Below are 18,965 nucleotides of genomic sequence, written 5' to 3'. Positions count from 1 at the left end.
CCACAGAGGACTCAGTGGTTTAGGCGCCCGTCCACTCAATGCAGCCAGCGTTTGCGCCGCTTGTAGTGCTTGGTGTCGTGGTAGGACTTGCGCGTCCCGCCCTCGTTGAGGCCGAGATAGAACTCCTTGATGTCGGAATTGTCGCGCAGCTTGGCCGCCGGCCCTTCGAGCACGATCCGGCCGTTCTCCATGACATAGCCATGCTCGGCCACGGCGAGCGCCATGGCGGCATTCTGCTCGACCAGCAGCACCGACAGCTTCTCCTGCCTCACCAGCCGACCGACGATGCCGAAGATTTCCTCGACGAGCCGCGGGGCCAGCCCCAGTGACGGCTCGTCCAGCAGCACGACGCGGGGCCGGCTCATCAGCGCCCGCCCGATGGCCAGCATCTGCTGCTCCCCGCCCGAGAGGTAGCCGGCCTGCTGGCCCCGCCGCTCGCGCAGGCGAGGGAAGTAGGTGAAGACCATGTCGATGCCCTGCCTGAGGGAGGCGCCGCCCTGGAGATGGCCTCCCGCAATCAGGTTCTCCTCGGCCGTCAGGTGCTCGAAGACACGCCGGCCCTCGAAGACCTGCACGAGGCCGAGCCGCGTCACCTCGTTCGCCCGCATGCCGTCGATGCGGCGGTCGCCGAGATGGATCGTCCCCTTGGTGACCTCGCCGCGCTCGCTGCGCAGGACCCCGGAGATCGCCTTCAGGGTCGTCGTCTTGCCGGCGCCGTTGGCGCCCAGCAGCGTCGTGATGGCGCCGTCATGCACGTCGATCGACACGCCCTTCAGGACGAGGATGACGCGGTCGTAGACGACCTCGATATTGTTGATCGACAGCATGCGAACGCTGGGCGGCGGTCGTCCCGCCGCCCACTCCTTCGGTGTGTCAGGACTTGGCGTCGGCCGCGATCTGCTTCTCGACCACCTTGCGGAAGCCCTGGTACCAGTCCTTGGTCTTGACGAGCTTGTCGCCCTTGACCGTCCAGACCGAGCACCAGCCGCCACCTTCATGGTCGGTCGGCGTGATGGTCAGTGGCGGCACCAGCCCGCCGAGCGTGAAGTCCTTGATGTGCTCCAGGCCCTTGCGGAGATCTTCGCCTGTGGGCTTCTTTCCGCCCGTGGCCTTGAGGGCATTGCGCAGCGCCTCGACGTGGACCGCTGCGGTCATGACGCCGCGATTGTAGTAGACGGTCGAGTCCATCTCCTTCGGTGGAGATTTGCCCTCCGCCTTGTACATGGCGACGATGTCCTTCAGCACCGGGAAGTCCTTGCCGACGCCGGCGAACTGCAGGGTGTTGTAGCCTTGGGCAACGGCATATCCGCCGGCGGCGATGATGTCGGGCTCGGCGCTACCCCAGACGAAGGAAACGACCTTGCTCAGTGGATAGCCCTTGCCCTTCAGCTCCTTGATCGAGACCGACGGCGAGCGTCCGAACAGGTGGGCGACCACGAAGTCGGGCTTGTAGCGGCTGGTGATGTCGAGGATCTGGGCCCCCATCTCGATGCCGGGCGCCGGCACCGCGAAGGTCCTGAGCTCGAAGCCCTCCTCCTTGGCGAGCTCGTTGAGGATCGGCAGCGGCTCCTTGCCGGCCGGATTGTCGTAGAACAGATAGGCGATCTTCTTGCCCTTGAGGTTTCCACCCAGCTTCTCCTTGACGAACTCGATCGCCGCGCCCGCCTGCGACCAGTAGCTGGCCGCGATCGGGAAGACATAGGGGAAGCGCTTGCCGTCGGCCGCTGCTGCGTTGCCGAAGCCCGGCGACGTGCCAGGAATCTTGTCCTCCTCGAGCTTCTTCGTCAGGGCCAGGGTCTGCGGCGTGCCGTACACGCCTTCGATGACCTCGCCTTCCTTCTTGAAGCGCTCGTGCGCTTCCATCGCCGGCGGCACCTTGTACTCGTTGTCGACCTCGATGACCTTGATCTTGTAGCCGTCGACGCCACCCTTGCTGTTCACCAGATCGATGTAGTCGTGATAGCCGGGGCAAAGCACCGTGCCGACCAATGCCGTCGGTCCGGTCCGGTCGCACTGCAGCCCGAACACGACCTCCTTCTGCTGGGCCACCGCGCCGGAAGCGCCGGCCGCCAAGGCGCCGGACGCGACCGCCACTCCCAGCCAACTCTTAACGAACTTCCGCATGGGGACCTCCCTTTGCTCGAACATTGCCCTTCGCTAGTAGGAGAAGGGCCAGACCCGGAAATAGCTCCGGATATTCCGCCACAGCCTGTTGAGCCCCTCGGGCTCGACGATCAGAAAGAAGATGATCAGCGCGCCGAACACGGCGAGACGCGTGCCCGATATGACGTTCGCCAGATCGGACTCGTCGAAGAACAGCGAGCCAACGCTCTCGAGCAGCAAACGCAGGACGATCGGCAGCAGCGTGACGAAGATCGCGCCGAAAATCGAGCCCAAAACCGACCCCAGCCCGCCGATGATGATCATGGCGAGATAGTCGATCGACACGATGAGCTGGAACTGCTCGTAGTTGGCGATGCCGAAATAGTAAGTGTACAGCACCCCGCAGACGCCGGCGTAGAAGGACGAAATGGCGAACGACAGGAGCTTGTAGCGGAAGATGTTGATGCCGATGATCTCGGCCGCGATGTCCTGATCGCGCACGGCGACGAAGGCGCGGCCGATCCGGCTGCGCACTAGGTTGAGCGTCGCCACGATCGCCAGGACGGCGAAGAACAGCAGGAAGAAATAAAGCCGGCTCTGACTGTCCAGGGTCAACCCGAGGAGATGCGGGCGGGGCACCTGGATCGACGCTTGCGCGCCGCCGGAGATCGCCGGGACGTGGTTGATCGTCCACTCGATGATGAGCTGGCCGGCGAGTGTGGCGATGGCGAGATACAATCCCTTGATGCGCAGGCTCGGGATGCCGACCAGGACGCCGATCAGCGCCGCCATCAGGCCGCCGGCCGGCAGCGTGATCCAGAACGGCAATCCCAGCTTCACCGCCAGGTTGGCCGCGGTATAGGCGCCGACCGACATGAATGCGCCGTGGCCGATCGAGATCTGGCCGGTGTAGCCGACGAGGATGTTGAGGCCGAGCGCACCGACGACGGCGATGAAGATCAGGTTCAGGATGGAAAGGTAGTACTCGCCCAGCGCCAGCGGCACGATGGCCACGAACAGGACGGCGAGCGCCGCAACCGTCCATCGGGCGACCGGCAGCGGGAACAGCGCCATGTCGGCGGCGTAGGTGGTCTTGAAGACGCCGGCTTCACGATGGAACATCGTCATACCCGCTCGATCTGGCGCCGGCCGAACATGCCGTAGGGACGGAACATGAGGACCAGGATCATCAACACGTAGGGCGCGAAGTCCTTGGTACCGCCGCCGACATAGGGGTCGAGGTAGCCGGCGGCGAGGCTTTCGACGACGCCCACGATCACGCCGCCGAGCAGCGCGCCGCCGATCGAATCGAGGCCGCCCAGGATCACTACCGGAAAGACCTTCAGCCCGACCAGGGCGAGCTGGATGTCGACACCCAGCATGCTGCCCCAGACGATGCCGCCGAGCGCGGAGACGACGCCGGTCATCGCCCAGGCGATCGCGAAATAGCGCTCGACGTTGATGCCCATCGCCTGCGCCACCTGCTGGTTGTCGGCGACGGCGCGCATGGCGACGCCCATCCGGCTTTTCTTGAAGAACCAGCCGAAGGCCGCGAAGAACAGGACGGCCACCGCGGCGCCGAGAACCTGGATGGGCGGCAGGCTCGCCGGGCCGATGGTGATCGGTTCGTCGCCGATCGGCAGCAGCACGCCCATTGTCGAGCTGCCGAAGATGATCGGCGTCAGCCCGCGCAACACGGCGGCGAGGCCGATGGTCGCCATAATGACGGCGACCACGGGCCGGCCCAGCAGCGGGCGCAGCACCACGCGCTCGAGCGCGAAGCCGAAGCCGACCATGATGGCGAGGGTCGCCAGGATCGCGAGGATCAGCCACGTGCCCTCGGGCCCCATCACAGCGGCGGCGATCAGGCCGGCCATCATCACGAACTCGCCCTGGGCGAAATTGATGGCGTCGGTCGCCTTGTAGACCAGCACGAAGCCCAGCGCGATCAGGGCATACATCAGCCCGATCGAGACACCGTTCAGCAGCAGTGCCAGCAGGAAGCCGAAGTCTTCCGACGACATCGCCGGTGCCTCAGGCCGCCTGCCGGGCGGGCTCGATCACGACGAGATCGTGGATGTCGATGTCGGAGGTGAGCAACGACTTGCGTCCGTCCTCGAAGGTGATTTCCATCGTCACCTGAACGCGGCTCGCGCCGCCATAGAAGGCCTCGATCACCGCGGCATACTTCTCGGCCACGAAGCGCCGGCGCACCTTGCGGGTGCGCGTCATCTCCGCGTCGTCCGCCTCCAGCTCCTTGCTCAGCAGCAGGAAGCGCTTGACCTGCTGCACGTCCGGCAGGGTGGCGTTCGCCTTGGCGATCTCGTCGCCGATCAGTGCCGCCACCTCGGGCTTGCGGCTGAGATCCATGTAGCTCGTGTAGGCGAGGCCCTTCTTCTCGGCCCAGGCACCGACCGTCTGCATGTCGATGGCGACCATGGCCACGACCATCGGCCGGCCGTCGCCGAACGCCACCGCCTCGCGGATGTAGGGGCTGAACTTCAGCTTGTTCTCGATGAATTGCGGCGCGAAGGCCGAGCCGTCCAGGAGCTTTCCGACATCCTTGGCGCGGTCGATGATGACGAGATGACCCTGCTTGTCGAAGAATCCCGCATCGCCGGTCTTGAGCCAGCCTTCGGCGGTCATGGTGTCGCGCGTGCTTTCCTCCTGCTTGAAATAGCCTCTGAACACGTTCGGGCCCTTGAGCATGACTTCCCCGCGGTCGTCGATCCTGACTTCGACGCGCGGCATGGGACGGCCGACCGTGTTGGGGCTCGCCTCGGCGTTGGCCTGGCAGGTGACCAGCGCCGAGGCTTCGGTGGCGCCGTAGATCTGCTTCAGATTGATGCCGAACGAGCGGAAGAAGCGGTAGGTGTCAGGGCCGAGTGGCGCGCCGCCGGTGTAGCACCATCGCGCGTTGCGCAGGCCTAGCTGGTCGCGCACCGGGCCGTAGACGAGGAACTCGCCGGCCGCGAGGCCGAGCCGCTCGGCAAGGGAAGGCGGCCTGCCATCGGCGCGGCGCAGCTCGCAGCGTTCGGCCAGCCCGCGGAAATAGTCGAACACCCGGCGCTTGACCGGCGAGGCGTCGTCCGCCTTGACCTGCACCTGGGTCAGCATGTTCTCCCAGATGCGCGGCGGCGCCAGCATCGCGTCGGGGCCGAGCTCGCGCAGGTCGCGCTGCACGGTCTCGGGACTTTCCGGACAGTTCGCCGTGAGCTGGCCGACCAGCGCCATGCCGAGGGAGAAGGCGGCGTCGCCCAGCCATGCCATCGGCAGATAGGACAGCCAGTTGTCGCCCGCCCGCACGTCGTTGACCTCGATGAAGGACTCCGCCGCCGCGATCATGTTGCGATGGCTGAGCATCGCGCCCTTGGGATTGCCGGTCGTGCCCGACGTGTAGGCGATCATCGCGATGTCGTCCGCCTTGCCTTTGGCGAGCTCCGTCGCATAGAGCTCGGGATGGGCGGCGCCGAAGTCGCGCCCGGCCCGCAGCACGCTCTCGAACGAGCACAGGATCGGATCGTCGTAGCCCCAAAGGCCGCGCGGATCGTCGAAGACGACCGAGCGCAGATTGGTCAGCCGGTCCTTCAGCGACAGGACCTTGTCGACCTGCTCCTGGTCCTCGGCCACGATCACGGAAGTCTCGGCGTGGTTCAGCACATAGACCAGCTCGGCCGCGATCGAATCCTGATAGACCGGCACCGACATGCCGCCCAGCACCTGCGACGCAAGCTGGGCGACGTAGAGCTGGGGGCGGTTGTCGCCGACGACGCTGAGCTTGTCGCCACGCCTGAATCCCATCGCAGCGAGGCCGAGCGCGAAATCCCGCACCTGGTTGCGATAGTCGGCCCAGGACAAGGTCTGCCACACGCCTCGCGTCTTCTCGCGGATGCCGGCGCCGGCCGGCCGCTCCCGCGCATTGCGTTCCAGGAGCTTGGGAAGCGTGTCCGTGGTCGAAGAGTCGAGCAGGCTCATGTTGGTCCTCCGCTCCTGGCCGTCCCGAGATAGGCCTCGATCACCTGGGCGTCGCCTTGCACTTCCTCGGGTGTGCCCGAGGCGATACGGCGGCCGCGGTCGAGCACGACGACCTTGTCCGAGATGTCCATGACGACACCCATGTCGTGCTCGATCAGCACGACGGTGACGCCGCGCTCCTGGTTCACGTCCAGGATGTAGCGCGCCATGTCTTCCTTCTCGTCCTGGTTCATGCCGCCCATCGGCTCGTCGAGCAGCAGCACCTTGGGCTCGAGCGCCAGCGCGCGGCCGAGCTCGACGCGCTTGCGCAGGCCGTAGGCCAGCGTCGCCGTCTGCAGCTTGCGCAAGTCCTGCAGCTTCAGGAACTCGATGATCTCCTCGACCGCCTCGCGATGAGCGATGTCTTCCTTCTGGGCGAGGCCCCAGTAGATCATGCTCGAAAGCACGCCCGCCTTCATGCGGACGTGACGACCCAGCATCAGATTGTCGAGGACGGTAAGGCCGCTGAACAGGGCGATGTTCTGGAAGGTTCGAGCGACGCCGAGCGCGGCGATCTCGCTCGGCTTCCTGTGGGTGATGTCCTGGCCCTCCAGCACCACGCGCCCCGTGTCGGGCTTGTAGAAGCCGGAGAGCATGTTCAGAAGCGAGGTCTTGCCGGCGCCGTTGGGACCGATGATCGAGAGGATGCCGCCGCGCGGCACCTCGAGCGACACATCCTGCACGGCGGTGACGCCACCGAACTTCTTGGACACACCCTCGACAGCGAGCTGGTTGTCACCCCGGCGCGCCGCAGCGCACCGGGCAGACACCCCCATCATGACGCCTCCCTGAAACCGACCCTGTTTCTTTACTTGCCCTGCATCATGTGGGTTCCGCATGCCGAAGGCAACAAATCCGTCCAGGGGGACCGGGTCAAAGGGACTCCTGCGACCATCGGCTCGGGACGGCGCGCTCGGCTCGAAGTGCTCGGCCCGAAGCGGCGGAAGGGACTCCGGCCGATCGAACATTGAAACGGCCGGGGACGCTGTCTAGGGTCGCCTTCGGCCCGCAATGTCGAAGGGAAAGACCAATGTCCGGGCATTACGACACCCTGGAAACCCGCAAGCGCGAGGAGCGGGAAGCCGCACTGATGCAGGCGCTCCCCGGGCAGATCGCCCACGCCAAGGCCAACGCCCCCTTCTTCGCCGAGTGGCTGAAGGACGTCGATCCGGCGGCGATCACGTCGCGGGAGGCACTGGCCCGGCTGCCGGTCCTGCGCAAGTCCAAGCTGGGCGAGGTGCAGAAGGCCGACCCGCCGATGGGAGGCCTGATCGCGGTGCCGCTCGCCGAGGCGAGGCACGTTTTCATGTCGCCCGGACCGATCTTCGAGATCGACACCGACGAGCCCGATTATTTTCGCGGCGCGCGGGCCATGTATGCCGCGGGCTTCCGGCGTGGCGATGTGGTCTACAACACCTTCTCCTATCACCTGACGCCGGCCGGCATCATGATGGAATCGGCGTTGCGGGCGCTCGGTTGTCCGGTCGTGCCGGGCGGTATCGGCAACACCGAGCTGCAGCTCGACGCCATCGCGGCGATAAAGCCGGTCGGCTATGCCGGCACGCCGTCCTTCCTGAAGATACTCATCGAGAAGGGCGCCGAATCGGGCAAGGATGTCTCGTCGCTCAAGAAGGCCTTCGTGGGTGCCGAAGCCCTGCCGCCGTCGCTGCGCCGCATGTTCCAGGATGCCGGCATCTCCTGCCTGCAGAGCTACGGCACCGCCGATGTCGGGACCATCGCCTACGAATCGGAGGCGATCGAGGGCATGATCGTCGACGAGGGTGTGATCGTGGAGATCGTCCGGCCCGGCACGGGCGATCCCGTCCCCGAGGGCGATGTGGGCGAGGTCGTGGTCACCACTTTCAACCGCGCCTATCCGCTGATCCGGTTCGGCACCGGCGACATGTCGGCGGTCCTGCCGGGGGAAAGCCCGTGCGGACGCACCAATATGCGCATCAAGGGCTGGATGGGGCGGGCCGACCAGCGCACCAAAGTGCGCGGCATGTTCGTCGACCCCGAGCAGATCGCGGAGATCGCGCGCAGGCATCCCGGCCTGGGTCGCCTTCGGCTCGTGATCGACTGGGTGAACCAGGCCGACGTCATGGTCCTGAAGGCCGAGAGCGCCGACACCTCGCCCGCACTCGCCGATGCGCTGGCGGACACGATCCGGGCCGTCTGCAAGGTGGGGGGAAAGGTCGAGTTCTTCGGGCACGGCACCTTGCCGAACGACGGCAAGGTGATCGACGACATCCGAAAGTACACATAGCCCATGGCGCCGACCGTCGCCGAACTCGCGGAGAGGGAGACGCTGGGCAGGCCGTACGACCGCTTCGCAGTGCGGGCCGATAGCCAGGCGGAAAGAAGGCTATTACGACATCGTGCGCGCGCGGAACGCCAGTCTGGTCGACGAAGCGCTGCAGACTGGAGCGGTGTGTATGTCGCCAAGGAAAAGTGCGTTGGCCGCCATCGAGGCGGTGGTCTGTCGGGATGTCGGGCGCAGAACGCAGCCATTGATCGAGGCAAGCCGGGGTGAGCTCGGAGCGGCCGCGATGGCGCTCGCGCAGGCGAGGAGCGTCGGCCTGATCACCGGCTTCTTCGTGCCCCGCGACGATGTCGCTGCGCCAGAGACCGACGGACCGGTCGGAACCGCCCTGCTCGCCGCGGGCCTCGAAGCGTGCGGACTGCCGGTGCGCATAGCCGTCGACTCGCCCTGTGCGGACGTGGTGCGCGCCGCCGTCCGCGAGGCTGGACGGCATGTATCGGTCGATGAAGTCGGCGTCGAGGACCGGCCAGGGCTGGAGCGCGTGATAGAGGCCTGGCGCGCGGCCGGCATCAGCCACGTCGTCGCGATCGAGCGCTGCGGCATCAGCCGCGACGGCCGGCCGCGCAACATGCGCGGCGTGGATGTGTCGCCCTGGACCGCTCCGCTCGACGACCTGTTCGCTGCCGGCGCCTGGACCCGCATCGGCGTCGGCGACGGTGGCAACGAGCTGGGCATGGGCAAGCTGCCGGCGGGCCTGATTGGCCGATCGGTCCCGAACGGCGAGCGCATCGCCTGCGTGACGGGCTGCGACCATCTCGTCGTGGCCGGAGTCTCGAACTGGGGCGCCTACGGACTGATGGCAGGATTGGCCCTCGTGCAGGGGAGCTGGTCCCCGATCCTGTCGGAATTCCTTACCGCGGAGCGCGACCTCGCACTCACGCGAGCCATCGTGCGGGCCGGCGCCGTCGACGGCGTGACGGCGCGCCGCGAAGCCACGGTCGACGGCTTCGGTCCGGAGATTCATGGTGCGCTCATCGACGAGCTGCGCCGCATTGCCTGGGGGAAGGCCGCGGACTAGGTTGCGCGGCCATGGAAAATCCCTACGCGCCGACACACCTCGAAATCCGCGACGCGGTTCGCGCCCTTTGCCTCAAGTTCGATGGTGCCTACTGGCGCAAGCTCGACCGTGAACGTGGCTATCCGACCGAGTTCGTGAAGGCGCTGACCGATGCGGGGTGGCTCGCGACGCTCATCCCCGAGGAATACGGCGGCGCCGGCCTCGGCATCTCGGCGGCCGCGGCAGTCCTGGAGGAGGTCCAGCGCGCCGGCTGCAACGGTGCGGCGTGTCATGCCCAGATGTACACGATGGGAACGGTGTTGCGGCACGGCAGTGCCGAACAGAAGCAGCGCTACCTGCCCAAGATCGCCAGCGGCGAGCTGCGCCTGCAGGCCTTCGGTGTCACCGAGCCCACAAGCGGTACCGATACGCTGGCGCTGCGCACGACGGCGGTGAAGAAGGACAACAGCACCTACGTCGTGAACGGCCAGAAAGTCTGGACCAGTCGCGCCGAGCATTCCGACCTGATGCTTCTTCTTGCACGGACCACGCCGCGCGAGGAGACGAAGAAGCGCACCGAGGGACTTTCGGTATTCCTCGTCGACATGCGCCAGGCGCTGGGTCACGGCCTCACCATCCGGCCGATCCGCACCATGATGAACCACAACAGCACGGAGGTGTTCTTCGACAATATGGAAGTGCCGGCGGAGAACCTGATCGGCGAGGAAGGGCAGGGGTTCCGCTACATCCTGGGCGGCATGAATGCCGAACGCATCCTGATCTCGGCCGAATGCATCGGCGATTCGCGTTGGTTCATCGAAAAGGCGAGCGACTACGCCAAGGAACGCAAGCTGTTCGGCCGGCCGATCGGCCAGAACCAGGGCGTGCAATTCCCGATCGCCCGCGCCTATGCCCAGACCGAGGCGGCCGACCTGATGGTGCGCAAGGCGGCGACGCTTTACGAGGCGGGGCTGCCCTGCGGGGCGGAGGCGAACATGGCGAAGCTCCTTGCCTCCGAGGCGGCCTGGGCCGCCGCCGACATGTGCGTGCAGACCCATGGCGGCTTCGGCTTTGCCGAGGAATACGACATCGAGCGCAAGTTCCGCGAGACGCGGCTCTACATGGTGGCGCCGATCTCCACCAACATGATCCTGAACTTTGTGGCCGAGCACGTGCTCGGCCTGCCGCGCTCGTATTGAGGGGATTCATCTTCGACATCCGCGAAACAGGCCGTAACCCAGGATATCAAGTCGCCGACTTGACAAGGTCGATCACGACGAGCGGGCCGACGATCAGGAGGAAGGCCGTCAAGACAACGCCCAGGACGGCGAACGCCCAGCCCAGCATCGCCATCAGGCCGTCGCCCTCGATCAGCGCCAGGCAGAAGAACAGGATCGACCACGCCGGCAGCAGATTGTCGAAAGGGATCGGAACGGCCAGAACGAGGATCATGAGACCGAGCGCAAATTGCAGCAGCCGGCGGGGGGTGCCGGTCAACCACCAATCGCGCCGGGGATGGACGGCGGCCTCTATCCGCTCGATATGCCGCCGTGCGCGGACCAGAAAATCCTGAAGCCGGCCTCTCGGCAACGACCGCCCGGCAAGGAACGACGGCAGGGAAGGCGACGGACGGCCGAGCCAGGCCTGCGCCGCGAGGATCAGCATCGGAACGCCGGTCACGGTGGAGAGGAACGGAATGCCTGTGGGGACGCAGTTCGGCAGGTCGAGGGCCGCGATGATGAAAGCGTATGAGCGTGCCTCGAGGCCGGCGACAAACGCCTCGAGCGTGAGCTTCGACTCGCGCGGCCCCTCGAACAGCCGTTCGAGAACGGGAAGCAGCCCGCCGCGTTCGCTCATCCCGCGCGGGCGAGCAGGCGGCGGGCAAGCACGAGATGGGGCCTGTCGAGCATCTTGCCGTCGAGGGTGAGCACGCCGGCGTCCGGGTTGCTCTCGAAGGTGGCGACGACGCGCCGCGCCCATTCGACCTCCTGGGCGGACGGTGTGAACACCTCGTGGATGATCGCGACCTGGTTGGGGTGGATGGCGATCTTGCCGCCATAGCCCATGCGGCGCGCGTCCTGCGCCTCGGCGCGCAGGCCGTCGACATTCCTGATGTCGGGATAGACGGTGTCATAGGCCGTGACGCCGGCCGCCACCGACGCCATCAGGTTGACCGTGCGCGCGAGCCTGAAGGTGTCGTCGTAGACGCCGGGCGCAGGGCCTTTCGCCAGCGCGCCGAGATCGGCCATGAGATCCTCGCCGCCCCACGAATGACCCATCAGGCGCGGATGCTTCGCCGGCGCGGCGGTCAGGGCGAGGACGGCGGCCGCGCTTTCCGTCGCGACCGTCAGGATGCGGGTGGTGCCTTGCTCGATGTTCTCGCGAGCCTCGAAGGCATCCAGATAGCTGCCGAGCAGGTCGAGGTCGCGCTGGCCGATGCACTTGGGGAATACGATGCCGTCGGGCCTGCCCTGCATGACGGTCGCGAGATCGCCGAGCGTGAGACCGGTATCGAGCGCATTGACGCGAACATAGAGCTTGGGGCCACCATTGCGGCTCGCCGCGTGGAGGTAGGCGAGGGCCATGTCGCGGGCCGTCTTCTTGCGGTCGGCGGCGACCGAATCCTCGAGATCGAGGATCAGGCCGTCGGCGCCGGATTGCGGCCCCTTGGCGAGCTTGCGCTCGGAATCGGCGGGAACGAACAGGAAGGAACGCATGAAAGACCTCAGCTCCTGGGGCGTTTGCGCATGAGCGCCTGTCGCGTGCATTGGGCGACCGTCTCGCCGCGCTGATTGAAGGCCGTGTGGCCGAACTCGACGATGCCGGCGTCGGGGCGCGACTTGCTTTCCCGCGCCGAGAGGACCTTCGTTTGCACCTTGAGCGTGTCGCCATGAAAAACCGGCTTGGGGAAGCGGACGTCGGTCATGCCGAGATTGGCCACGGTCGTGCCGAGCGTGGTGTCGTTGACCGTGATGCCGATCATGAGGCCGAGCGTGAACAGGCTGTTCACGATGCGCTGCCCGAACTCGGTCGCGGAAGCGAACTCCTCGTCGAGGTGCAGCGGCTGCACGTTCATGGTGAGCGAGCTGAACAGCACGTTGTCCATCTCCGTGACGGTGCGTGTCCAGGCATGATCGAACGTGCGGCCGACCGTCAGTTCCTCGAAATAGAGCCCCGCCATCTTCCTCCTCGCGAAAGTTCCACGTCTTCTAGCACGGATGGACGCTGGGCCATCCGCCATCGTATCAATGCCGCCACAGGACGAAACTCGAGCATGCGGAGCGAGCGATGCGGGCCATGATCAGCGAAACGCCGGGCGGACCGGAGAGTCTCAAGCTGATGGAGGTGCCGTCCAGGCCACTGGGCAAGGGCGACGTGCGCATCGCCGTGCGCGCGGCGGGCGTGAACTTTCCCGACACGCTGATCATCGCCGACAAGTACCAGTTCAAGCCGCCGCGCCCCTTCGCACCGGGCCACGAGGTGGCGGGCGACATCACCGAGGTGGGCGCGGGCGTCGGCGCCTACAAGGTGGGCGACCGGGTGATCGGCATGATCGGCCACGGCGGCTATGCCACGGAGGTCGTCGCCGAGCAGGGCCAGCTCCTGCCGATGCCGCAGAACATGAGCTACGAGGACGGCGCCGCCTTCACCATGACCTACGGCACCTCGTACTACGCGCTGAAGCAGCGCAGCAGCCTGAAGCCAGGCGAGACCCTGCTCGTCACGGGCGCCTCCGGCGGTGTCGGCCTCACGGCGGTCGAGCTGGGCGCGCTGATGGGCCTGAAGGTGATCGCCGCCGTCGGCTCGGACGAGAAGATCGAGGTCTGCCGGAAGTACGGCGCCACCATGTTCGTGAATTACAGCAAGGAGAAGATGCGCGACAAGGTGAAGGAGCTCACCGGCGGCAAGGGTGCGGACATCATCTACGATGCGGTCGGCGGTGACGCGTTCGACGAGTCGATCCGCTGCATCGCCTGGTACGGTCGCCTTCTGGTGGTGGGCTTCGCCGCCGGCCGCATCCCGTCGCTGCCCGCGAACCTCGCGCTGCTGAAGAGCTGCGATGTGCGCGGTGTGTTCTACGGTGCGTGGCGCGGCCGGGAGCCGGCGGAGGCGCGCAAGAATTTCGACGAGCTGCTGGCCTGGTACGCCGACGGCAAGCTCAAGCCCCACATCTCCATGCGCTTCCCGCTGGAGAAGGGAGCGGACGCCATGAACGCCCTGCTGTCGCGCAAGGCGACCGGCAAGGTCGTGCTGACGGTCGCGTGAGCCGACGATGGGCCGGCTTTCGGGCAAGATCGCCATCGTGACGGGCGCCGCCTCGGGGATTGGCGCCGCCTCGGCAAAGCTGTTCGCCGAGGAGGGCGCCGAGGTGCTGGCTGTCGACCGCCCCGAGTCGGAGATCGACTCGGTGCACGCGGGCAGCGAGGCCATCGCACCCTTCAAGGCGGACATCACGGGGGACGATGCACCCAGGTCCATCGTCGCGGCGGCGCTCTCCCAGTTCGGCGCGCTCGACATCCTGTTCAACAATGCCGGCGTGAGCGGCCGGGCGTTCGTCGAGGAAATGACGGACGAAATGTGGGACCGGGTGAACGCGGTCAACGTGCGCGCCATGTTCCGGCTCTGTCGGGCGGCCATTCCGGCGCTCAAGGCGCGGGCCAGGGAAAAGGGGCGCGCGCGGATCGTCAACACCGCCTCGGTGATGGCGTTCGACACCGACTATGGGCTCGCGGCCTACTGCGCCTCCAAGGCGGGCGTCGGCGGACTGACGCGCACGCTGGCGCTGGAACTCGGCAAATTCAACATCACGGCCAACTATGTTTGTCCGGGTGCCATCTATACCGGCATGACGCGAACCAACTTCGACAATCCGGAGATCCGCGCCGTCTGGGAGAAGAAGGCGGCCCTGCGCCGGCTCGGCCAGCCGATCGACATCGCCCGCGGCGCGCTGCTGCTGGCCTCCGACGAGGCCGACTTCATCACCGGCCACGAGCTGGTGGTCGATGGCGGGCTGACGCTCCGGACGTAGGATCTTACCTTTTTGGTGTCATCCCGAGCGATAGCGAGGGATCTTTCGCAATGTCGACGGAGGATCCCTCGCTATCGCTCGGGATGACACTGGATGTGATATGAACCAGTCGCCGGTAGAATGCTCTGCCATCGAAAGCAGATGAGCCCAATGTCCTGCATCCATTCCTTTGCCGCCACCTACAGCGAGGCCCGCGACAAGTTCCTGGCCGCCGCGCGGATCGCCGGAGCGGCAACGTCGCGCTACGACAACCCGGTCAAGGGGCCGCGAGGCGAATCGCTGTCGACCGATGTGGCGTGCCTCGGTCCGGACGATGCCTCCAAGATCGTCGTCGCGATCTCCAGCACGCACGGTGTGGAAGGCTATTGCGGCTCGGGCTTGCAGGTGGACTGGCTGGCCACGGTCGGCGCAGGAGGACTACCGAAGGATACGGCGGTGCTGTTCGTCCACGCGATCAACCCCTACGGCTTCGCCTGGACGCGACGGGTCACGGAGGAAGGCAACGATCTCAACCGCAACTACGTCGATCACAGCAAGCCCTATCCGGTGAACGAGGGCTATCTCGAAATCGCCGACTGGCTGGTGCCGGCGGATTTCAGCGACGCGGGCGTCAAGGCGGCCGACGCCAAGCTCGCGGCGTACCGCAAGAAAGTGGGCGACGTGGCGTACTACCGCGCCGTTTCCGGCGGCCAGTACAGCCATCCCGACGGCATGTTCTTCGGCGGTGGCGGCCCGAGCTGGTCGAACCGCACCATGCATGCGATCGCCGACTGCTTCCTCAAGGGGCGCCGCGATGTCGCGGTGATCGACTTCCACACCGGCCTTGGCCCCTACGGCTACGGCGAGCCGATCACGCACTACGACATCGACTCGCCGGGCTCACGCCGCGTGCGCGCCTTCTGGGGGGAATCGGTAACGGAGTCCAAGCGCGGCCAGACGGCCTCGCAGGCTCGCGACGGGCTCGGCCATTACAATCTCAATCGCGTGCTGAAGGAGCCCGAGACCCGGCTCACCATGTGCACGCTCGAATTCGGCACGTTCGATCGCGAGAGCGGCCAGAAGGCATTCCGCGCCGACCACTGGCTGCACAAATATGGCGATCCGCTGGGCAAGGAAGCGGGCCCGGTGCGCGCCGCCATGCGACGGCAGTTCTACCCCGACACGGACGACTGGAAGGAAGCGGTGCTGTTCCGCGGCCACCAGGTCATGCGGCAGGCCATCGCAGGCGTGCAGCTCGGCGCGATCTAGGCCTCCCGTCGCGGGGGCGACTGGGGACAAACGGCAAAAAGCCATTCGCCTCCCCGGCGATCCTGCTACAAAGCCCTCATGCGTGCCTTGGCAGCGTTGCTCGCGTTCGCGGTCGTGACGGCGCTCAATCTCTTGTGGTGGTGGCTGCCCAACAGGCCGATCGAGGTCGCCGGCTGGACCAGCGCCCCTCTCCAGAGCGTCTCCTTTGCTCCTTATCGGCCGGGCCAGAGCCCGCTGTCCCGCACTTTCCCGACTCCCGACCAGATCGAGCAGGACCTGAAGCGCCTGCAGGGCAAGGTGCGGGCGGTACGCACCTACTCGGCAGCGGAGAATCTGGAGACCGTGCCGCAGCGTGCCGGGAAGTACGGCCTCAAGGTCTGGGAAGGCGCCTGGCTCAACAGCAACGACAAGGAGAATCTCGAGCAGGTGAACCTGCTGATCGATCACGCCAACCGCTATCCCGACACGGTCGAGCGGGTGATCGTCGGCAACGAGGTGCTGCTGCGCAAGGACCTGACGGTCAACCAGCTCCGCGCCTACATCCGCATGGTCAAGCAGCGTGTCCGCCAGCCGGTGACCTACGCCGATGTCTGGGAATTCTGGCTGCGCAATCCCACGCTCGCGGACGATGTCGACTTCATCACCATCCATATGCTGCCCTACTGGGAGGACGAGCCGATCGGCATGGACCGGCGCGAACCCGATGGGACGCTGAGCATCGAGAAGCATATCCTTGACATCTATCACCGGGTGCAGGCCCGCTTCCCGGGAAAGAAGATTGTGATCGGCGAGACCGGCTGGCCGTCCGACGGACGCATGCGGTCGGATGCACGTCCTGGTCGGGTGGAGCAGGTGCGCTTCTTCTCGATGTTCCGCTCCCTGGCCGAGCGCGAGCACTTCGATTACAACTTCGTCGAGGCGTTCGACCAGTACTGGAAGGCGCGGCAGGAAGGCACTGTCGGCGCGAGCTGGGGCCTGCTCGACGCCTATCGCCATGACAAGTTCGAACTCGGCAAGCCCGTTGTGGCGGAGCCGCACTGGCGATTGTTGTTCGTCATATCGACTGTGATGGCGGGGCTGCTCGTGCTGGCCTTCACGGTCGGCCGCAAGCGCTCGAAAGGTCGGCAGATCGCCCTCTTCGCCCTGTTCGCGCAGCTTGTCGCCACCTGCTACGTGCAGTCCGTCTGGATCGATCTGACTCGGACCTTCTATGTCGAGAAATGGCTGGGCGTGGTCTTCTGGGCGGCACTGCTCGGTGCCTTCAGCTACGCCCTGCTGCGCGGCATTGCCGACAACCTCACCGGGCGGATGGCCGATCCGTCGCTTTACGGCGCCCGCGTGCGCGAGGCCTGGCAGGCCTGGCGCGAGCTGCCGCGTTTTCGCATCCTTCAGCGCGCCGACCTGATGGCGCAGATCCTCTATCTGGCGCTCACGGTGCTCTGCATCTTCTATCTCGTGGTGATCTCGATCGACTGGTACGACGGCGTCATTCGGCTGAGCGATACCTGGTTCCGCCAGATCGCGATCGACGGGCGCTACCGCGACTTCCCGATCTGGAGCTTCGTCATCCCGGGCATTTGTCTGATGGTCTGGAAGGTCACGACGCTGTTTCGCACCCAGGCCGTGCCGCGGCCGGCCCGGCTGCTGCGCGCGCTCTCGTTCGGCCGCCTCCTGGGCTACGACGCGAGTCGCGGCTATGTCCGCATGAACCGCAGGCTGAGCCGTCTGCGGCCGGTCCTGCCGGAGATCATCCTCGCCAGCCTGCTGATCTTCTGGGCGGCCGTCCTCGTGCTGACCGAAGGCGCCATCAAGCTCTATGACGGCGGCATCGGCGGGTTCATAGCCGCGGACGGCGGCCGCTGGGTAATCAGGACACTCTTCTGGAACACCCAGTCGGACTGGCTTGCCGGCCTGGCGGTGCTGATGGCTGTCCCATACCTTGCCACCATCTACCTCTCGGTCCGCGAGCCACTGGCAGAACCGCCGCCGGACTCCTATACCAGCAAGTGGTAAAGCTGGCCCGAGAAGCGGAGTAACCTCATGGAAATCAAGGGCGAATACAGAATCGCGGCGCCACGTGAAAAAGTCTTCGCGGCGCTCAACGATCAGGCCGTCCTGCAGGCCTGCATCCCGGGCTGCGAATCGCTCGAGAAACTGTCGGACACCGAGATGACCGCCAAGGTGCGCCTGCGCATCGGGCCGGTGAGCGCGACCTTCAACGGCAAGGTCACGCTGTCCGACATCGACCCGCCGAACGGCTACAAGATCAGCGGCGAAGGGCAGGGCGGCGTCGCCGGGTTCGCCAAGGGCGGCGCGGTGGTCAGGCTTGCCGACGACGGCGACGTCACGGTGCTGACCTACGATGTCGACGCCCAGGTCGGCGGCAAGATCGCCCAGGTCGGCGCCCGCCTGATCTCGGGCACGGCGAAGAAGCTCGCCGACCAGTTCTTCGGCAAGTTCGCCGAAAGCGTGGGTGCGCCGGCGCCGGTCGCCTCGGCGGAATAGCCCGATGGTCTCCGACGATCCGCCGCCGCTTCCGGCGGCTGCGACACGGCGGGGGTACCGGCACTGGACGATCATCGGTATCGGCGCTGCGATCCTGATCGTCGTGTTCCTGCTCAGCCGCTAGCCGCGGCTTTTTGCCGGCCGTTATGCATTCTCCGTAATTCGCTTGACCGGCGTATCGACGCCTTGCGAGAGTCGCGCGAAGGCTCTGCGGCGCGCCTTGGCGCTGCGTGAACCAACATGTGAGGGAGAAGAATAATGACCATTTCCGTCGCCATGACCGTCAACGGCAAGCCGGTGTCCGGCAAGGTCGAGGCGCGCACACTGTTGGTCCAGTTCCTGCGCGAGCATCTGGGGATGACCGGTACCCATGTCGGTTGCGACACCAGCCAGTGCGGCGCCTGCGTCGTGCATGTCGACGGCAAGTCGGTGAAGTCCTGCACCATGCTCGCCGTCCAGGCCGAGGGCGCCCAGGTCACGACCATCGAGGGACTGGCCGCCAGCGCCGACAAGCTCCATCCGATGCAGGAGGCGTTCCGCGACAACCATGCCCTGCAGTGCGGCTTCTGCACGCCCGGCATGGTGATGAGCGCCATCGACATGGTGAAGCGTCACAACTACCAGCTCGATGAAACGACGGTGCGTCATGAGCTCGAGGGCAATCTCTGCCGCTGCACCGGATACCACAACATCGTGAAGGCCATCCTGGCCGCTGCCCCGGCCATGAAGGCCGCGGGAGTTTAGCC

At 66.1% G+C, this 18,965-nt stretch carries 18 protein-coding genes; 9 read left to right on the top strand and 9 right to left on the bottom strand.

Features of this window, described 5'->3' with window-relative positions; all coding sequences use genetic code 11:
* Positions 1 to 35: 35 nt before the first annotated feature.
* Genes OJF58_RS24810 through OJF58_RS24785 form a run of 6 tightly spaced genes read right to left on the bottom strand, consistent with a single transcriptional unit; the run spans position 36 to position 6,896 of the window.
* A complete protein-coding gene (locus tag OJF58_RS24810; RefSeq protein ID WP_300780544.1) occupies positions 36 to 827 on the bottom strand; it encodes an ABC transporter ATP-binding protein in 792 nt (263 codons plus the stop codon).
* Between the two features lie 46 nt (positions 828 to 873).
* Positions 874 to 2,124, bottom strand: coding sequence for an ABC transporter substrate-binding protein (locus OJF58_RS24805; RefSeq protein WP_300780543.1), 1,251 nt, complete (start codon positions 2,122 to 2,124; stop codon positions 874 to 876).
* A 33-nt stretch (positions 2,125 to 2,157) separates the two neighbouring features.
* The gene (locus OJF58_RS24800) at positions 2,158 to 3,231 is read right to left on the bottom strand and encodes a branched-chain amino acid ABC transporter permease (RefSeq protein ID WP_300780542.1); all 1,074 of its coding nucleotides are present in this window, start codon (positions 3,229 to 3,231) and stop codon (positions 2,158 to 2,160) included.
* Complete coding sequence (locus tag OJF58_RS24795) at positions 3,228 to 4,127, bottom strand: branched-chain amino acid ABC transporter permease (RefSeq protein ID WP_300780541.1); 900 nt, start codon at positions 4,125 to 4,127, stop codon at positions 3,228 to 3,230. The genes OJF58_RS24800 and OJF58_RS24795 overlap by 4 nt, the downstream gene beginning before the upstream one ends.
* A gap of 10 nt (positions 4,128 to 4,137) precedes the next feature.
* Positions 4,138 to 6,078 carry an AMP-binding protein gene (locus OJF58_RS24790; RefSeq protein WP_300780540.1) on the bottom strand — a complete coding sequence of 647 codons (1,941 nt, stop codon included), beginning with the start codon at positions 6,076 to 6,078 and terminating at the stop codon, positions 4,138 to 4,140.
* Entirely contained in the window at positions 6,075 to 6,896 is an 822-nt protein-coding gene (locus tag OJF58_RS24785; RefSeq protein ID WP_300780539.1) for an ABC transporter ATP-binding protein, read from the bottom strand. Before OJF58_RS24785 ends, OJF58_RS24790 begins: the two co-directional genes overlap by 4 nt.
* Positions 6,897 to 7,147: 251 nt before the next feature.
* Here OJF58_RS24785 and OJF58_RS24780 point away from each other — a divergent pair, with 251 nt between their 5' ends.
* The 3 genes from OJF58_RS24780 (at position 7,148) to OJF58_RS24770 (ending at position 10,636) form a co-directional block, all read left to right on the top strand.
* Positions 7,148 to 8,383, top strand: coding sequence for an AMP-binding protein (locus OJF58_RS24780; RefSeq protein ID WP_300780538.1), 1,236 nt, complete (start codon positions 7,148 to 7,150; stop codon positions 8,381 to 8,383).
* Between the two features lie 190 nt (positions 8,384 to 8,573).
* Positions 8,574 to 9,458 carry a DUF4392 domain-containing protein gene (locus OJF58_RS24775; protein WP_300780537.1) on the top strand — a complete coding sequence of 295 codons (885 nt, stop codon included), beginning with the start codon at positions 8,574 to 8,576 and terminating at the stop codon, positions 9,456 to 9,458.
* An 11-nt stretch (positions 9,459 to 9,469) separates the two neighbouring features.
* Positions 9,470 to 10,636 (top strand): acyl-CoA dehydrogenase family protein, encoded by a 1,167-nt coding sequence (locus OJF58_RS24770; RefSeq protein WP_300780536.1) that lies wholly within the window; start codon positions 9,470 to 9,472, stop codon positions 10,634 to 10,636.
* Between the two features lie 46 nt (positions 10,637 to 10,682).
* Here the strand turns inward: OJF58_RS24770 and OJF58_RS24765 are convergent, their stop codons facing one another.
* From OJF58_RS24765 to OJF58_RS24755, 3 genes are read right to left on the bottom strand one after another with little or no spacing between them, the layout of a single operon-like run.
* Positions 10,683 to 11,294, bottom strand: a complete 612-nt coding sequence (locus OJF58_RS24765) for an exopolysaccharide biosynthesis protein (RefSeq protein WP_300780535.1) — start codon at positions 11,292 to 11,294, stop codon at positions 10,683 to 10,685.
* On the bottom strand, positions 11,291 to 12,154 hold the full coding sequence (locus tag OJF58_RS24760) for a CoA ester lyase (RefSeq protein WP_300780534.1): 864 nt from the start codon (positions 12,152 to 12,154) through the stop codon (positions 11,291 to 11,293). The genes OJF58_RS24765 and OJF58_RS24760 overlap by 4 nt, the downstream gene beginning before the upstream one ends.
* 8 nt (positions 12,155 to 12,162) lie before the next feature.
* A complete protein-coding gene (locus OJF58_RS24755; protein ID WP_300780533.1) occupies positions 12,163 to 12,618 on the bottom strand; it encodes a MaoC family dehydratase in 456 nt (151 codons plus the stop codon).
* A 107-nt stretch (positions 12,619 to 12,725) separates the two neighbouring features.
* Between OJF58_RS24755 and OJF58_RS24750 the strand changes: the two genes are divergently transcribed.
* The 6 genes from OJF58_RS24750 (at position 12,726) to OJF58_RS24725 (ending at position 18,963) form a co-directional block, all read left to right on the top strand.
* Positions 12,726 to 13,703: an NADPH:quinone oxidoreductase family protein gene (locus OJF58_RS24750; RefSeq protein WP_300780532.1), complete on the top strand. Its 978-nt coding sequence runs from the start codon at positions 12,726 to 12,728 to the stop codon at positions 13,701 to 13,703.
* A gap of 7 nt (positions 13,704 to 13,710) precedes the next feature.
* Positions 13,711 to 14,466, top strand: a complete 756-nt coding sequence (locus tag OJF58_RS24745) for an SDR family NAD(P)-dependent oxidoreductase (RefSeq protein ID WP_300780531.1) — start codon at positions 13,711 to 13,713, stop codon at positions 14,464 to 14,466.
* 141 nt (positions 14,467 to 14,607) lie between these two features.
* Entirely contained in the window at positions 14,608 to 15,714 is a 1,107-nt protein-coding gene (locus OJF58_RS24740; RefSeq protein ID WP_300780530.1) for a M14 family metallopeptidase, read from the top strand.
* Positions 15,715 to 15,792: 78 nt separating this feature from the next.
* Positions 15,793 to 17,727 carry a hypothetical protein gene (locus tag OJF58_RS24735; protein ID WP_300780529.1) on the top strand — a complete coding sequence of 645 codons (1,935 nt, stop codon included), beginning with the start codon at positions 15,793 to 15,795 and terminating at the stop codon, positions 17,725 to 17,727.
* A 27-nt stretch (positions 17,728 to 17,754) separates the two neighbouring features.
* The gene (locus OJF58_RS24730) at positions 17,755 to 18,219 is read left to right on the top strand and encodes a carbon monoxide dehydrogenase subunit G (RefSeq protein ID WP_300780528.1); all 465 of its coding nucleotides are present in this window, start codon (positions 17,755 to 17,757) and stop codon (positions 18,217 to 18,219) included.
* Between the two features lie 258 nt (positions 18,220 to 18,477).
* A complete protein-coding gene (locus OJF58_RS24725) occupies positions 18,478 to 18,963 on the top strand; it encodes a (2Fe-2S)-binding protein (RefSeq protein WP_300780527.1) in 486 nt (161 codons plus the stop codon).
* The last annotated feature ends 2 nt before the right edge of the window (positions 18,964 to 18,965 follow it).

Source organism: Enhydrobacter sp., assembly GCF_030246845.1.
Taxonomy (GTDB): Bacteria; Pseudomonadota; Alphaproteobacteria; order Reyranellales; family Reyranellaceae; genus Reyranella.
The sequence above is the reverse complement of the archived record's forward strand: the minus strand, read 5'-3'. Positions and strand labels throughout refer to the sequence as shown.

Bases quoted from the DNA above. Each gene is read 5' to 3' on its own strand.
- OJF58_RS24810 (WP_300780544.1), bottom strand. From the start codon at position 827: ATGCTGTCGATCAACAATATCGAGGTCGTCTACGACCGCGTCATCCTC.
- OJF58_RS24805 (WP_300780543.1), bottom strand. From the start codon at position 2,124: ATGCGGAAGTTCGTTAAGAGTTGGCTGGGAGTGGCGGTCGCGTCCGGC.
- OJF58_RS24800 (WP_300780542.1), bottom strand. From the start codon at position 3,231: ATGACGATGTTCCATCGTGAAGCCGGCGTCTTCAAGACCACCTACGCC.
- OJF58_RS24795 (WP_300780541.1), bottom strand. From the start codon at position 4,127: ATGTCGTCGGAAGACTTCGGCTTCCTGCTGGCACTGCTGCTGAACGGT.
- OJF58_RS24790 (WP_300780540.1), bottom strand. From the start codon at position 6,078: ATGAGCCTGCTCGACTCTTCGACCACGGACACGCTTCCCAAGCTCCTG.
- OJF58_RS24785 (WP_300780539.1), bottom strand. From the start codon at position 6,896: ATGATGGGGGTGTCTGCCCGGTGCGCTGCGGCGCGCCGGGGTGACAAC.
- OJF58_RS24780 (WP_300780538.1), top strand. From the start codon at position 7,148: ATGTCCGGGCATTACGACACCCTGGAAACCCGCAAGCGCGAGGAGCGG.
- OJF58_RS24770 (WP_300780536.1), top strand. From the start codon at position 9,470: ATGGAAAATCCCTACGCGCCGACACACCTCGAAATCCGCGACGCGGTT.
- OJF58_RS24765 (WP_300780535.1), bottom strand. From the start codon at position 11,294: ATGAGCGAACGCGGCGGGCTGCTTCCCGTTCTCGAACGGCTGTTCGAG.
- OJF58_RS24760 (WP_300780534.1), bottom strand. From the start codon at position 12,154: ATGCGTTCCTTCCTGTTCGTTCCCGCCGATTCCGAGCGCAAGCTCGCC.
- OJF58_RS24755 (WP_300780533.1), bottom strand. From the start codon at position 12,618: ATGGCGGGGCTCTATTTCGAGGAACTGACGGTCGGCCGCACGTTCGAT.
- OJF58_RS24750 (WP_300780532.1), top strand. From the start codon at position 12,726: ATGCGGGCCATGATCAGCGAAACGCCGGGCGGACCGGAGAGTCTCAAG.
- OJF58_RS24745 (WP_300780531.1), top strand. From the start codon at position 13,711: ATGGGCCGGCTTTCGGGCAAGATCGCCATCGTGACGGGCGCCGCCTCG.
- OJF58_RS24740 (WP_300780530.1), top strand. From the start codon at position 14,608: ATGAGCCCAATGTCCTGCATCCATTCCTTTGCCGCCACCTACAGCGAG.
- OJF58_RS24735 (WP_300780529.1), top strand. From the start codon at position 15,793: ATGCGTGCCTTGGCAGCGTTGCTCGCGTTCGCGGTCGTGACGGCGCTC.
- OJF58_RS24730 (WP_300780528.1), top strand. From the start codon at position 17,755: ATGGAAATCAAGGGCGAATACAGAATCGCGGCGCCACGTGAAAAAGTC.
- OJF58_RS24725 (WP_300780527.1), top strand. From the start codon at position 18,478: ATGACCATTTCCGTCGCCATGACCGTCAACGGCAAGCCGGTGTCCGGC.